Raw genomic sequence first — 14,566 nt, forward strand, 5'->3', positions numbered from 1 at the left:
CAGCATCATGCGCGCCACCGGCACCCCACCCGTCGTCGTCCACCCGTTCGGACCGGGCTCCCCCACGGAGGGCCTCGCCGCCCTGCTGACCGCGTACCACCTGCAGACGGAGGCCGAGAAGGGCATCCCGGCCGGGCACGTCGACGCCCTGCCCGACCGCTACCGGGCGGAGATCACCGACCCGCGGGCCGCGTTCGCGGACGACACGGTGCTGCTGGCGGGGTGCGGTCCGGCGTCGGTCGGCTGCCTGGTCGGCACGGCGCCCGTCGCCGGCCGCACCGAGCTCAAACGGCTCTGGACGGACCCCGCGCTGCGCGGTCAGGGCGTGGCGTCCCTGCTGATCGGCGCAGCGCTGACCCGGGCGGCCGCAGCCGGCGTGCGCACGGCCGCGCTGTCCGTCTGGGCGTGGCGGACGGGTGCGATCGGGCTGTACGTGAGGCTGGGCTTCACCGTCGTCGACCCGTGGGACGAGCGGGAGGGTCTGGTCTGCATGGAACGGCCCCTGTAGCCCGGGCCGGCCGAGGGACGAGGCGGGTGCACGGCCACCGGCGCGGAGGTGCTTCACTAGCCCCGTGACCCGCTCCCCCAACCCGCTGTGGCGGACCCTCGTCGAGCTGCGCGGCAACCCCCGCGCCTGCGTGTGGACGGAACCGCTGTGGGGCCTGTCGATGGCTCTGGTGCTCCCGTACGCGTCGGTGTTCATGCTGGCGCTGGGCCTGCACGACTACCAGATCGGGTTCCTCGCGACCGTCGGCATGATCTCCCAGGTCGGCTTCGGGCTGGCCGGCGGGATCATCACCGACCGGCTCGGCCGGCGCGCCACGACGGCGTGGTTCGACGTGATCGCCTGGGTGATCCCGTGCGTGCTGTGGGCGTTCGCCCAGGACTTCTGGTTCTTCCTCGCGGCCTCACTGGTCAACGGCGCCCTGCAGGTCACGCAGAACTCCTGGGACTGCCTCATGGTCGAGGACGCCGAGCGCGGCCAGATCACCCGGATCTACTCGCTGGTCAAGGTCGCTGCCGACTGCTCCGCGCTGTTCGCGCCGCTGGCCGCCGTCCTGGTGGCCCAGCTCGGCCTGGAGCCCGCCGTCCGCATCCTGTACCTCAACGCGGCGGTCGTGATGACCGTGAAGATCGTCTGGCTCTACCTGTGGTCGCGGGAGACCCGCCAGGGCCGGATCCGCATGGACGCCACCCGCGGGCAGAGCACGTGGCGGCTCCTGGCCGGGTACCGCGGGGCGCTCGGGCTGCTGCTGCGCTCGCGCGGGTCGCTGCTGGCGCTCGGCATCGCCGCGCTGACCGCGGCCGTCACGCTCGTCAACGGCACGTTCTGGCAGGTGGTGGCGAGCCAGCACCTGCACGTGCCGGACGCGCTGCTGCCCTTCTTCCCGATGGTCCGCTCGGTGCTGTCGGTGACCTTCTTCTTCACGCTGATCCCGCTCCTGACCACCGCCGTCGACCTGCGGCGCGCCGCCCTGTGGGGGTTCGGCGTGCATCTGGCCGGGCAGGTCGTGCTGGTCGCGATCCCGGCCGCCGACGGCGCCGCGACGGCGTCGACGTACGCGTTCCTGGGCCTGTGCCTGCTGCTGGACAGCTTCGGCGCGGGCATGCTGTTCATGCTCTCGGAGTCCCTCGTCGCGCTGCACGTGGACGCCGGCGAGCGGTCCCGCGTGATGGCCATCCAGCGCACGTGCATCATGCTCGCCGCGGCGCCCTTCGGCTGGATCTCCGGGTGGCTGTCCGGCATCGACCGCACCTACCCGTTCGTGCTCACGTCCGCGCTGCTCGTCGTCGGGCTCGTGCTGGTGGCGGTGCGGTGGGTGCCGACGCACCCGGACGCCGACCCGTCGCCCGAACCGGCCTGACGCGGCGGGGCCTGGGGTGGTGCTCGCCAGGCCCTCCCCGCAGGAGCACGTGCCCGGGCGCCCGGCGCGGTGAGCCCGGCACCGCCGGCGACCGGTACGCCGCCAGGACCGCTCCGGCGGCGGTCGCGAGCAGCACCACCACCCCGCCGGCGACCAGGGCACCGCGCACGCCCAGCAGCTCCATCAGGAGGCCGAGCAGCGGCGGGCCTGCCAGACCCCACACCGTGCTCGCGCTGCGCCAGACACCCAGGACACGGCCCCGCATGGCGGCCGGCGGATCGGTCTGCAGCACGGTGGCCCCCGCGGTGTCCGCCAGCGACTCGACCACGGCCATCGGCGCCACGGCGACCAGCAGCACGGCCAGGCTCGGCGACAGCCCGGCCCCGACCTGGAGCAGCGCCCCGGCCGCGGCCAGCACCGCCACGAGCCGCACGGTCGGACGGCGGAGCCGCCCCGCCAGGAACGCGCCGACGATGCCGCCCACGGCCAGCACGGTGGCCACGGTCGCGAAGTCCTGCGTGGTCCCGGCGAGGGCACCCGTGACGAGCACGGCCAGGGTGAGGGAGTAGTTGCGTCCGAGGACGGCGCTCACCGCGGTCACGCCCAGGAGCGCGACCAGGCGGGGACGGCTCCAGAAGTACCGGATGCCGTCGAGCGACCCACCCCGTGCCGGGGCGGGCTCGACGGGGCGGGGCGGGAGCGCCGCGGGGACGGGCTCCACCGCCGCCAGCGGCTCGGTCGCCCCGGGAGGCCGCCGGTACGGCCGCAGGAACGGCACGAGCGCGGCGACCGCCAGGAACGAGACGCCGTTGGCCAGGTACGCCGCGGCCGGCCCCGTGAGCGCGACGAGGCCACCCGCGAGGCCGACGCCCGCCAGCCGGCCGACGCTGTGGGTCACGGAGCCGAGGCCGATCGCGGAGGGCACGTCGCCGGGTGCCACGAGATCGTTGCCCAGCAGCGACGTGGCCGGGCCGTCCACGGCCGCCACCAGTCCGGTGATCGCCGACAGGGCGAGCAGCACCGGCGTGCTGAGCAGGTCGAGGCCGACCAGCCCCGCGGTCGCGAGAGCGATGACGCCCAGCGCCGCCTGGCTCCCGGCGACCACGGTCCTGCGCGGCCACCGGTCCACCACGGCGCCACCGGCGACGCCGAAGAGCAGGCCGGGCGCGGCCTGGACCGCCAGCGAGAGGCCGGTCGCGGCCGGGGAACCCGTGATCTGGAGGACCAGCAGGTTCTGGACGGTCATCTGCATCCAGGTACCGGCGCTGGAGACCAGGTTGGCGCCGGTCCACCAGCGCATCGCAGGATGCCGCAGGGCCCGCCACGGGGACCGGCCGGAATCGGTGCCAGGCAGGGTGTTCGTCTTCGGCGCGCGCGGGCGCGCCCGGAGGAAGGCAGGGGTGGGCACGGCAACTTTCCGTCAGGGAGGAGACGCCGCCCGGCCGGTGTCGCCGGGCGCGGCGCCGACCATTGAAACAACCGCTTCCCGGTGCGCTCCACCCTCTGGGCCCGTTCGTGAGCAAGGTCGCAGAGGACCCCGCCCGGCCCTGCACCTCAGGCCCTGCGCCGCAGACCCGGCGCCTCAGGTTCCGTGCGTCGGGCCCTGCCTCAGGAGGCCTTCGTGGTCCCGGCGCGGTAGAGGCCTGCGGCCCTGCGCAGCGCCTCGCGGGCCCGCCGGCGGTCACCCGCGGCGTCGTAGGCGAAGGCCAGGTGGTACCAGGCGCGCCAGTCCTCGGGGGCCGCCTCGACGGCGGCGCGCCGGGGCTCGAACGCCGCGTCGGCCGCGGCCCGGTCGATGCGCCCGCCCGGCGAGCGCGGCAGGTCGTCCACCGGCAGGTCACCCTCCGCGAACAGCGTGTCCGCCATCCGCTGCACCGTCGCGGCGAGCCAGTACTCCCGGGCGATGAGCCCGATGACCAGCAGCGGGATGACCAACACACCGAGGCCGATCGCGACCAGCACCGGCTCGCCCGTGCCGATCATCGCGACGCCGCGCCCCGCGATCTGCCAGACGTACAGTGCGAGCAGCGCCGTCACGGCCAGGGCGCCCGCCAGCCCTCGGGGCAGGCCCCGGCGGCCCGGCGACGCGTCCGGCGTCGGCGGCCCCGGCACCTCCGCCGGGCCGTCGGAGCGCTCGCGGCCCTCGTCGCTCACGACAGGTCCAGCACGTTCTCGAGGCCCACGGTGAGCCCGGGACGGGACACCACGGAGCGGACGGCGAGCAGCACGCCCGGCATGAAGGACGCGCGGTCGAAGGAGTCCTGCCGGATCACGAGCTGCTCCCCCTCGTTGCCGAACAGGATCTCCTCGTGCGCCACCAGGCCGCGCAACCGCACGGCGTGCACGCGTACCCCGTCCACGTCGGCGCCGCGCGCCTCCCAGCCGGACTCGGTGGCGTCCGGCGAGGGCCCGCGTCCCGCCTCGGCGCGGGCCGCCGCGATGGCCGCGGCGGTGTGCCGGGCGGTGCCCGACGGAGCATCGACCTTGTTCGGGTGGTGCAGCTCGACCACCTCGGCCGACTCGAAGTAGCGCGCGGCCTTGGCGGCGAACGTCATGGCCAGCACCGCCGACAGGCCGAAGTTCGGGGCGATGAGCACGCCGAGCGCTCCCGGGCTGCCCTGGCCCCCGGGGGACAGCTCGGCGAGGTGCGCCGCGACACGGGCCCGGGAGTCGTCGTCCCAGCCCGTGGTGCCGACCACGGCGTGGGCGCCGGCGTCGAGCACGGCGTGCACGTTCGCCTCGGTGACGGCCGGCACGGTGAAGTCGACGACGACGTCGGCCCCCGCGAGGCTCTCCGCGGAGACGGTGTCGCCGCGGCCCAGGCGCGCGACGAGCCGGAGGCCGTCGGCGCCCTCGACCGCCGCGCACGCCTGGCTGCCCATGCGCCCGCCCGCACCGAGCACGGCCACCTTGATCTCACTCACGATCTACCACCCTACGTAGTCGTCGAGTGCGGGACATTCGCCCGTTCTGGTGCGCCGAAAGGGCGAATGTCCCGCACTCAACGGGTCAGTCAGTTGTTGGAAGGGCCCACGCGGACTATCGAGCGGGGGCGGGACGCCAGGTCCTGCGCCAGCGACTGGACGTCCGACGCCGTGACCGACTGGATGCGGTCCAACGACTCGGCCAGGGACAGGAGCTCGCCGTAGACGAGCTCGGCCTTGCCGAGGCGGCTCATGCGCGAGCCGGAGTCCTCCAGGCCGAGCACCGTACCGCCGGAGAGCTGCCCGACGGACCGCTTCAGCTCGGCCTCGGTGATGCCGTCGTGCGCGAGCTTCTCCAGCTCCGCCACGAGCAGCTCGGTGACCTGGTCCGCCTTCGCGGACGCGCAGCCCGCGTACAGGCCGAAGGTGCCGAGCCCGCCGTGCGCGGAGGCGAACGAGTAGGTCGAGTACGCCAGACCCCGCTTCTCGCGGATCTCCTGGAACAGCCGGGACGACATGCCGCCGCCCAGCACGGCGTTGAGCACCGACAGGGCGAACCGCCGGTCGTCCGTCGCGGAGATGCCCGTGGAGCCGACGATGATGTTGGTCTGCTCGACCGGCCGCTCGACCAGGCGCTCGGTGCCGGCGTCCGGCACGCCCACGCGGTCCTCCGCGACCGGCCGGCGGTCGCGGGGGGCGACGGCGGCATCGAGGTCCCAGCCGCCGTCGGACAGGGCCTGGGTCACCTGCTGCACGAGCTTGTCGTGGTCGATCCCGCCCGCCGCGGTGACGACCAGCGTCTCCGGGCGGTAGTTCCAGCGGTAGTGGTCCCAGACGGCGTCGCGCGGCACCGCGTTGATGGTCTCGGGGGTGCCGCCGATGGGCCGGCCCAGCGCGTGGTCGCCCAGGACGGCGGCCGAGAACTGCTCGTGCACGACGTCGGTCGGGTCGTCGTCGTTCATCGCGAGCTCTTCGAGGATGACGCCGCGCTCGGTCTCCAGCTCGTCGGAGTCCAGGCGGGCGGAGGTGACCATGTCGGAGATGACGTCGACCGCCATCGGCAGGTCCGAGTCGAGCACCCGCGCGTAGTAGCAGGTGTGCTCCTTGCCCGTGGCGGCGTTGGCCTCCCCGCCGACGGCGTCGAACGCCTCGGCGATGTCCATCGCGGTCCGCCGGGTGGTGCCCTTGAAGAGCAGGTGCTCCAGGAAGTGCGTCGAGCCGAAGTGGCCGTCGGTCTCGTCCCGCGAGCCGACGCCGATCCACGCGCCCACCGTCGCCGAGCGCTGGCCCGGCATGTGCTCGGTGAGGACACGGACACCGCCGGGCAGGACGGAGCGACGGATCGTCGCGCCGTCCTGCCCGGCGGTGAGCTCGGCACCGGGCTCGCCCGCGGGGACGAGCGGCAGGTGCCATGCCATGTCAGGCGTCCGCGGGTGCGGGGGTCTCGGCGGCCTCGGCCGGGGCCGACTCCTCCTCGTCGGTGACGGCGACCAGCGACAGCTTGCCGCGCGGGTCGATCTCACCGATCTCGACCTGGACCTTCTGGCCGATGGACAGCACGTCGTCGACGTTCTCGACGCGCTTGCCGCCCACGAGCTTGCGGATCTGGCTGATGTGCAGCAGACCGTCCTTGCCCGGGGACAGCGAGATGAACGCGCCGAACGACGTCGTCTTGACGACGGTGCCGACGAACCGCTCGCCCACCTCGGGGACGTGCGGGTTGGCGATCGCGTTGATCGCCGCGCGGGCGGCCTCGGCCGAGGGGCCGTCGGTGGCACCGATGTACACGGTGCCGTCGTCCTCGATGGAGATGTCCGCGCCCGTCTCCTCCTGGATCTGGTTGATCATCTTGCCCTTCGGTCCGATGACCTCGCCGATCTTGTCGGTCGGGACCTTCACCGTGATGACGCGCGGGGCGTTCGGGGACATCTCGTCCGGGACGTCGATCGCCTCGGCGAGCACCTCGAGGATCGTCAGGCGGGCGTCGCGCGCCTGGCCCAGGGCGGCCGCGAGGACCGACGCCGGGATGCCGTCGAGCTTCGTGTCGAGCTGGATGGCGGTGACGAACTCCTTGGTGCCGGCGACCTTGAAGTCCATGTCGCCGAAGGCGTCCTCGGCACCCAGGATGTCCGTCATCGCGGCGTAGCGGGTCTCGCCCTCCACGGTGTCGGACACGAGGCCCATCGCGATGCCGGCGACCGGGGCGCGCAGCGGCACACCGGCGTTGAGCAGCGACAGCGTGCTGGCGCACACGGAGCCCATCGAGGTCGAGCCGTTGGAGCCGAGGGCCTCGGACACCTGACGGATCGCGTAGGGGAACTCCTCGCGGCTCGGCAGCACCGGCACCAGGGCACGCTCGGCGAGCGCGCCGTGGCCGATCTCGCGGCGCTTCGGGCTGCCCACGCGGCCGGTCTCACCGGTCGAGTACGGCGGGAAGTTGTAGTTGTGCATGTAGCGCTTGCGCGTCTCCGGACCGAGCGAGTCGATCTGCTGCTCCATGCGGAGCATGTTCAGCGTGGTGACACCCAGGATCTGGGTCTCGCCGCGCTCGAAGATCGCGGAGCCGTGCACGCGGGGCAGCACCTCGACCTCGGCCGAGAGGGTGCGGATGTCCGCGAGGCCACGACCGTCGATGCGCACGCCGTCGGTGAGCACGCGCTGGCGCACGAGCTGCTTCTGCAGCGAGCGGAAGGCGGCCGACAGCTCCTTCTCGCGGCCCTCGAACTGGGCGTCGAGCTGCTCGTGCAGCCCGGCCTTGATCTCGTCGAGGGTGTTCTCGCGCTGCTGCTTGTCGGCGATGGTGAGCGCGTCGCGCGTGGCGGCGGTCACGGCACCCTCGACGGCGGCGTACGCGTCGGGCTGGTAGTCCGGGAAGAGCGGGAACTCCTGCGTCTCCTTGGCGGACTGCGCGGCGAGCGCGGCCTGCGCGTCGCACAGGGCCTTGATGAACGGCTTGGCCGCCTCGATGCCCTCGGCGACGACCTCCTCGGTGGGGGCCGCGACGCCGTCGTTCTTGATGAGGTTCCACGCGTCGTCGGTGGCCTCGGCCTCGATCATGGCGATCGCGACGTCGTCACCCACGACACGGCCCGCCACGACCATGTCGAAGACCGCGCGCTCCTTGTCGGAGTACTTCGGGAACGCGACCCACTGGCCGTCGACCAGCGCGATGCGCACCGCGCCGACCGGGCCGTCGAACGGCAGGCCGGAGATCTGGGTCGACGCCGACGCGGCGTTGATCGCCAGGGTGTCGTACGCGTCGTCCGGGTGGATCGCCATGACGGTGATGACCACCTGGACCTCGTTGCGCAGGCCCTTGACGAACAGCGGGCGCAGCGGGCGGTCGATCAGGCGGCAGGCCAGGATCGCCTCGGTCGAGGGGCGGCCCTCGCGGCGGAAGAACGAGCCGGGGATGCGGCCCGCGGCGTACATCCGCTCCTCGACGTCCACCGTCAGCGGGAAGAAGTCGAACTGGTCCTTGGGGTGCTTGCCGGCGGCCGTGGTCGACAGCAGCATGGTCTCGCCGTCGAGGTAGGCGGCGACGGAGCCGGCGGCCTGCTTGGCGAGGCGCCCGGTCTCGAACCGGACGGTACGGGTGCCGAAGCGGCCGTTGTCGATGACGGCCTCGGCGAACTGGATCTCGGGACCCTCCACGGGTGCCCTCCTTGTTCTCTCGTACGCCCCCGTGCCCGACGGTCATCGATCGAGGCCCACCGAGCCGTCGCTGGTGCGACGTTCTCGGGAGGCCACTACCGAGGACCGGACGAGGTCACGGGCGGCGCTGTGGTTGTTGTACTACAGCATCTCACCAGACCAGCCCGGCCCCCGCAGCGGGGGCCGGGCTGGTAGGCGTCAGGTTCAGCGGCGCAGGCCGAGCTTGTCGACCAGGGCGCGGTAGCGCTCGATGTCGATGCCCCGCAGGTAGCCCTGGAGACGACGACGCTGGCCCACCAGGAGCAGCAGACCACGACGGCTGTGGTGGTCGTGCTTGTGCTCCTTGAGGTGCTCGGTCAGGTCCTTGATGCGCTGCGTGAGGAGCGCGATCTGCACCTCGGGCGAGCCGGTGTCGCCCGGCTTGGTCCCGTACTCGGAAATGATCTGCTGCTTCGTGGCAGTGTCGAGCGGCATGGCTCTCCTTCAGTGTCGTTGCGCGGTGCTCCGGGACTCGTTCACCGGGCGCTCTGGATCCGCGGCCGTTCAGACGGCGGTACAACATTACCAGTGCTGAGCCAGTACGTCCGACTGCCCGGATGAGACCTCCCGCACGTGTCGGACGCTCAGGTCACCCGAGCGACCTGAGCGTCTGGCACGTGCGGCGCTGTGGACGTCACGCGCCGTCGTGGCCTGCGTAGCCCGTGCCCGTGGTGTCCCGGCGGAACTGCGGCAGGCCCGCCTCGTCCTGACCGACCGGGAACACCCCGGCGAACGCCAGCAGGTCCGTGATCGTCGTGACCAGGCGCCCGTCCTCGAACCGCACCCCGTACGCCGGGTTCCAGTCGCCGCCGGGCCGGCGCATGAACGAGTCGGGATCCAGGCGCAGCAGGTAGAGGAACGTCTCGACCAGGATGCGGCTGCCCACCTCGCCCAGGAAGCTGCCGTTGCCCTGGACCTCGGCCTCCTTGAGCACGTAGTACCACAAGGGTGTGCCGTCCAGGTCGTCGAGCGCCGCCACCACCTCGGGCGACGCGTTCCGGCGGAGCTGCTCCGGCGTGAGCGGACGCACGCGCAGCGCCCGCGCCACGGCCTCCCCCGTCGGGATCGCCAGCATGTACCCGCGCAGCAGGTTGCGCTGCGCGAGCTGCTTCAGCAGCGCCCGGACCGGACCCGAGGCCGCGTTGCCCTCGTTGAGCAGGTCTCCGAGGCCGTCGGCCAGGAACGGGTCGATCTTGCGGGCCATGCGGAACGTCAGGGGGTCTCCCTTGTCGGTCAGCCGGGTCCACTCGACGGGCCAGTTCGACGGCAGGGCGGGGAGCGGGTTCGCTGGGTCGGGCGACAGCCCGCCGTTGCCGGTGAACCGGAAGAGCTGGTCCAGCGTCGCCACCCCGCCGGGCCCGCCGCCCGTGAAGTTGACGTTGAAGTCGTAGGCGCCGCGCACCATCGAGTGCCCGAACCGGAACGCCGCCACCGCGAACTCCAGCGGCATCGCGACCCGGCGGGCGGGCCGGAACAGCGACGGCCCCGTCGCCAGGACCGAGTCCAGGACGCCGGCCTTGGTCAGGGTGCGCAGGTAGTCGTGCACGACCAGCCACTGGTAGTGGAACCGGACGAGCTGCTGCGCGCGGTCGAACAGCGAACGCTGCGTCACCGCGAACCACGGCTCGTGCCGCGACACCCAGTCCACCACCGCGTTGTGGAACCGGATCATCGCCACGTGGAACTGCGCCACCACGAGGTTCTCGTCGTTGCGGCTGTCGGGGATCAGCGGCATGCGCTCGCTGCCCGGCGCGGTGCTGCGGGGCAGGTCGCGCTGCGGGTCGTCGCCGGGCGCCACGAGCTGGAACCCGCCGATCGGCTGCGTCGAGACCCGGCCGAGGCGCAGCTTGGCCGAGCCCGGCACGTACGCCGCCTCGCTGCGGGTGGTGCCCCGGTCCTTCTCCCCCTCGAACCGGGGCCCCGACCCGTACAGGCTGTCGAGGTCCAGGAGCGGGATGCGGCCGTTGTGCAGGCTGCGCCGGACGACGTCGGGCGCGAAGACGCGGAACGGGTCGCTGACCACGTCACCCAGCGCCTGGTCCCCGCCCGGGCCGGAGCCGTCGTCGGGGCCGTTCGTGTTGAGCGTGATGTCGTGGTCGATGAACTGGCCCCAGTAGGTGTAGATCGCGGGGACCGTCGAGTCGCGCGGCGGTGCCGGCGTCGCCGGGGGCGCGCCCGGGGACGGCGCGGGCGGCGGCCCCGCGGGGGCCTCGATCATGCCGGCACCGAGCCGCAGCAGGGCGTCCCGGGTCTGCGCCACCCGGTCGCCCACGGGCAGGTGGGCCTCCGGGAACTGCCGGGCGAGGTCGCGCAGCAGGTAGTCGAACGACGTCGTGGCGTCGAACCGGTGCTCGCGCAGGTCGCGCCGCACGGCGGCCTCGGTGCGCGGCATGAGCGTCGCCGTGCTGTCCTGCGGCGCGGCCTGCGCGTCCGCGTCGGCCGGTACGAACACGCCACCGTGCCCGATGCGGCGCACCGTCCGGCCGGCCGGTGTCTGCGCCAGGTCGACCGCCTCGTGCGGGGTGTGGTTGGGGTCGCCCTGGGGCGGCGCCTGGGTGGTCTGGGCCATGATCCTCTCCTTGGCTGGTGTGAAGGCCTTCCACCAGGGGAGAGCGGGACGCCGCGGCCTGCGTGCCGGGTTCGGCCAGGGCCGAATCACCCGGCGCAGGCGTCACGACGTGCGCTTGACGTGCGCGGCCCACAGCACCGCGCCGACGGCGCACACCACCTGTGCCGCGACCACCGCCGGCGCGGCGGCCCCGGCAACCGCCGCCCAGGCGAGCGGCACGGTACCGAGCACCGTCAGGTCCAGGCCCCTGAGCTGGTGCAGCACCAGCCCCGTGGGCAGGGCGCCCGCCGGCGTCGCGATCATCGGCACGTCCCACGGCACCGGCCCGCGGTAGGCGGTCCGCACGGCGGCGGCGCCGAGCACGACGGCGGCCGGGACCGCGGTGGCGACCCACGCCCCGCCACCGGTCGCCACGGCGACCGCCAGCAGCACCACGGCGGCGCCCGCCGTCGGCCAGACCGTGCGGACCGCCCGGGTGCCCCGGGCGCCGAGCGGGACCAGCGCGTCCAGGCGCGGGTTCTCCCCCGCCGCCCGCGGGCCGACGGCGCTCGCTACGGCCCCCGCGTAACCCAGCACTGCCAGGACCGCCCACAACCCGATCCCGTCGGCCAGCAACGGCACCTGGACGGCGACGGCGCCCGTCGCCGCGAGAGCCACCAGCCCCGCCAGCGCCGCGGACGAACGGGCCAGGAACGTGACGTCGGCGGCGAGCACCGCGCTGACGGGTCCGCGCGCCAGCCGGGGCACCCCGGCCAGGACGCGCGACGCCGTCGGGCCGGAGCTCAGCAGCGCGCGGCTCACGCCCCCGCTGTCGAGCGACAGCAGCGCCGCCGAGGCCTGCATGGCCGCCGAGGCCCGCGCCCGCAGGTCACCGGCGCGGAGCCGGTCGAGCCCCGCCGGCCAGGCCGCGAGGGCCGCCCCGCCCACGAGCGCCAGCGCCGCGGGCACGGGCCACGGCACGGTCCAGGCCGCCCAGCCGGGCACCCACAGGGCCCCGGCCAGCCCCGCCACCGGCACGGCGGCGAGCAGCAGGGTCAGCACCTGCCCGAGCCGCGTGCCGGACGTGGTCCCGGCCACCTGGAGCAGGCCCGCGCCGGTCACGACGACGAGACCGAGCCCGCCACCGAAGGCGGCGTCGAGCAGGATCCCCACCGGGCTCACGCCGACGAACGCCGCAGGCAGCCCGCCCGCCACGACGCCGGCACCCGTGCCGGCCAGCACGGTCCGGACGAGCGACGGCGATGCCAGGCCGGTCCGCCCGGCGGGCGTGGGCAGCCACCACCGCACCCCCGCGGCCGGCAGCCCTGCCGGGCCGAGCCGCGTCGCGAGCACGGCCCCCGCGGCGACGGCGAGCGCGAGGACGAGCGCCTGGATCAGCCCGGGACCGAGCCCGAACCCCGTCGCGTCCGAGCCGAGCAGCTCGCGCACGGGTGCCCCGAAACCCCACACGTACAGGGCGACGAGCGTGAGCAGGATGGTCACCTCGCCCACGTCCGTCACCACCTGGCCGGTCTCGGGCGGCAGGTTGTGGGCTCGCACGCGCGCCGTGAGACGGCGCAGCTCGGCGCCGGTCAGTCGTTCGGCGTCGTCGCCGGCGAGGCGCGGAAGCGGCCCGACGGCCCCCGGCGCCCCGGCCGGGCCCGGCTCCACCGCCTCACCCGGGCCCGGCTCCGCCGCCGCGTCCGGTGCCCCGCCCGCCTCCGGCGTCCCGCCCGTCACCGGAAGCCCGCCAGCACGCCCGGCGCCTCGGCCGGGTCGAGCAGCTCGGCGCCGTCGTCGGACAGGTGGAGCGCGCGGGCGCCCGTGGCCGCCAGCAGCCGGTCGTCGTGCGTGGCGTACAGCACCGCCGTCCCGGCGTCGGCCTCGGCGCGCAGCGTGTCGCCCAGGCGCGCGCGCATGGCGGTGTCGAGGCGCTGCTCGGGCTCGTCCAGGACCAGCAGGTCGCGGGGGCGCACCAGGGCGCTCGCCAGCAGGAACCGGCGGCGCTGCCCCGAGGAGAGGGTGTGCGGCATGGCCCCGCCGTGCGCGGCGATGCCGACGTGGTCGAGCACCTGGTCGGTGACGGCCCCCGCGTCCGGCACGCCGTGCCCGCGTGCGGTGAGCACGAGGTGCTCGCGGACGGTGACGCCGGGGAAGAACGCGTCGTCGTCCAGCACGCCCGCGACCCGGGCCCGGAAGCCGCGCTCGCGCTCGTCCACGACCCGCCCGAAGGCGCGGACGGTGCCGCTCAGGGGCTCCTGCAGTCCGAGCACGGTGCGCAGGAGCGTGGACTTGCCGGTGCCGTTGGTGCCGATCACCGCGACCACGTCGCCGGGTGCCACCGTGAGCGTGACCGGCGGGCAGACGGCGTTGCCGCCGTACCCGACCACCAGGTCGGACAGTTCGAGGAGCGTCATGCCCGGCTCAACGTACGAGCGCCGCAAACGTCTCCGCGACCTCAGGTCCGGAGGATCTCACGGGAGCGTGCCACGTCGTCGTTCATCTGGGCGATCAGCGGCTCGATGCCGTCGAACCGCAGCGTGGGGCGCAGGTGGGCCACGAACTCCAGCACCACGGTCTGGTCGTACAGGTCCAGGTCGGTGCGGTCGAGCACGTACGCCTCCACGCGGCGCTCGACGCCGTCGAAGGTCGGGTTGGTGCCCACGGAGATCGCGGCGGGCAGGATCTCCTCCTGCCCCCGGGCGCCCTCGTCCGCGCGCGTCGCCAGGCTCGCGCACGTCGCCGACGTGCCGCGACGCAGCCAGCCGGCGTAGACGCCGTCGGCGGGGACGAGGCCCGTGATGTCGCCGAGGTTCGCGGTCGGGAAGCCCAGCTCCCGGCCCCGGGCGTCGCCGTGCACCACGGTGCCGCGCACGAGGTGGGGGCGGCCGAGCACGTCGGCGGCCTGGCCGACGTCGCCCTCCGCGAGGAGCGCGCGCACCGCCGTCGACGACCAGCGCTGGTGCCCGTCGCCCGCCGAGTCGCCCACGTCCTCGATGGCGACCACCTCGAAACCGTGCTGCCCGCCGAGCTCGACCATGGTGGCCAGCGTGCCGGCGTTCTGCTTGCCGAAGCGCACGTCGTGCCCCACCACCACCGTCCGCGCCCGCAGGCCGTCGACGAGGTACCGGGAGACGAACTCCTCCGGCGTCTGGGCGGCGAAGTCGAGGGTGTAGTGCACCAGCAGCGTGGCGTCCAGGCCGGTGCGCTCCATGAGCGCCAGGCGGTCCTCCAGGCCCGTGATGAGCTCGGGCGCCGACTCGGGCCGGTGCACCGCCGACGGGTGCGGCTCGAACGTCACGGCGACGGCGCTCGCGCCGTCACCCCGGGCGAGCCGGAGGATGCGGTCGAGCACCGCCTGGTGGCCGCGGTGGACGCCGTCGAAGTTGCCGATCGTCACCACGGATGGCCCGAATCCCGGGGGAACCTGCTCCAGGTCCGTCCACAGCTGCACGCGGGTTGCTCCTCATGAATCAGGTGGCGCGGGGTGCGGGCGTCGCATCGCGCCGTCCCGCACCGAACGTCAAAAGCGTAGC

12 protein-coding genes are annotated in these 14,566 nt (G+C 74.2%); 2 read left to right on the forward strand and 10 right to left on the reverse strand.

Annotated elements, in window-relative coordinates; all coding sequences use genetic code 11:
• The first annotated feature begins 7 nt into the window (after positions 1-7).
• Together ACO229_RS12960 and ACO229_RS12965 are read left to right on the forward strand one after the other, a co-directional pair.
• The gene (locus ACO229_RS12960) at positions 8-508 is read left to right on the forward strand and encodes a GNAT family N-acetyltransferase (protein WP_423465176.1); all 501 of its coding nucleotides are present in this window, start codon (positions 8-10) and stop codon (positions 506-508) included.
• A gap of 64 nt (positions 509-572) precedes the next feature.
• A complete protein-coding gene (locus ACO229_RS12965; RefSeq protein ID WP_423465177.1) occupies positions 573-1,865 on the forward strand; it encodes an MFS transporter in 1,293 nt (430 codons plus the stop codon).
• On the opposite strand, the gene ACO229_RS12970 is transcribed toward ACO229_RS12965, so the two are convergent.
• From ACO229_RS12970 to ACO229_RS13015, 10 genes are all read right to left on the reverse strand, one after another.
• Complete coding sequence (locus ACO229_RS12970) at positions 1,771-3,273, reverse strand: MFS transporter (protein ID WP_423465178.1); 1,503 nt, start codon at positions 3,271-3,273, stop codon at positions 1,771-1,773. The genes ACO229_RS12965 and ACO229_RS12970 overlap by 95 nt on opposite strands.
• Before the next feature lie 200 nt (positions 3,274-3,473).
• The gene (locus ACO229_RS12975; protein ID WP_423465300.1) at positions 3,474-3,977 is read right to left on the reverse strand and encodes a hypothetical protein; all 504 of its coding nucleotides are present in this window, start codon (positions 3,975-3,977) and stop codon (positions 3,474-3,476) included.
• 38 nt (positions 3,978-4,015) lie between these two features.
• Positions 4,016-4,789, reverse strand: coding sequence for a 4-hydroxy-tetrahydrodipicolinate reductase (gene dapB / locus ACO229_RS12980; RefSeq protein WP_397433158.1), 774 nt, complete (start codon positions 4,787-4,789; stop codon positions 4,016-4,018).
• 89 nt (positions 4,790-4,878) lie between these two features.
• Positions 4,879-6,207, reverse strand: a complete 1,329-nt coding sequence (locus ACO229_RS12985; protein WP_423465179.1) for a M16 family metallopeptidase — start codon at positions 6,205-6,207, stop codon at positions 4,879-4,881.
• A 1-nt stretch (position 6,208) separates the two neighbouring features.
• Positions 6,209-8,443, reverse strand: coding sequence for a polyribonucleotide nucleotidyltransferase (locus tag ACO229_RS12990; RefSeq protein ID WP_397416004.1), 2,235 nt, complete (start codon positions 8,441-8,443; stop codon positions 6,209-6,211).
• Between the two features lie 204 nt (positions 8,444-8,647).
• Positions 8,648-8,917 (reverse strand): 30S ribosomal protein S15, encoded by a 270-nt coding sequence (rpsO, locus tag ACO229_RS12995; protein WP_119137907.1) that lies wholly within the window; start codon positions 8,915-8,917, stop codon positions 8,648-8,650.
• A gap of 199 nt (positions 8,918-9,116) precedes the next feature.
• A complete protein-coding gene (locus ACO229_RS13000; protein ID WP_423465180.1) occupies positions 9,117-11,051 on the reverse strand; it encodes a peroxidase family protein in 1,935 nt (644 codons plus the stop codon).
• A 102-nt stretch (positions 11,052-11,153) separates the two neighbouring features.
• Positions 11,154-12,770 (reverse strand): DUF6297 family protein, encoded by a 1,617-nt coding sequence (locus ACO229_RS13005; RefSeq protein WP_423465181.1) that lies wholly within the window; start codon positions 12,768-12,770, stop codon positions 11,154-11,156.
• Positions 12,767-13,447 (reverse strand): ATP-binding cassette domain-containing protein, encoded by a 681-nt coding sequence (locus ACO229_RS13010; protein WP_397433154.1) that lies wholly within the window; start codon positions 13,445-13,447, stop codon positions 12,767-12,769. Before ACO229_RS13010 ends, ACO229_RS13005 begins: the two co-directional genes overlap by 4 nt.
• Positions 13,448-13,488: 41 nt before the next feature.
• Entirely contained in the window at positions 13,489-14,484 is a 996-nt protein-coding gene (locus ACO229_RS13015) for a bifunctional riboflavin kinase/FAD synthetase (protein ID WP_423465182.1), read from the reverse strand.
• Positions 14,485-14,566: the final 82 nt, after the last annotated feature.

The sequence above is a fragment of the Promicromonospora sp. MS192 genome, assembly GCF_049532985.1.
In the GTDB taxonomy this organism is placed as follows: domain Bacteria; phylum Actinomycetota; class Actinomycetes; order Actinomycetales; family Cellulomonadaceae; genus Promicromonospora.

What these genes read in the sequence shown, in the direction of transcription:
- ACO229_RS13000 (WP_423465180.1), bottom strand. Translation starts at nt 11,051, where the DNA reads ATGGCCCAGACCACCCAGGCGCCGCCCCAGGGCGACCCCAACCACACC.
- ACO229_RS12985 (WP_423465179.1), bottom strand. Translation starts at nt 6,207, where the DNA reads ATGGCATGGCACCTGCCGCTCGTCCCCGCGGGCGAGCCCGGTGCCGAG.
- rpsO (WP_119137907.1), bottom strand. Translation starts at nt 8,917, where the DNA reads ATGCCGCTCGACACTGCCACGAAGCAGCAGATCATTTCCGAGTACGGG.
- ACO229_RS13010 (WP_397433154.1), bottom strand. Translation starts at nt 13,447, where the DNA reads ATGACGCTCCTCGAACTGTCCGACCTGGTGGTCGGGTACGGCGGCAAC.
- ACO229_RS12960 (WP_423465176.1), top strand. Translation starts at nt 8, where the DNA reads ATGCGCGCCACCGGCACCCCACCCGTCGTCGTCCACCCGTTCGGACCG.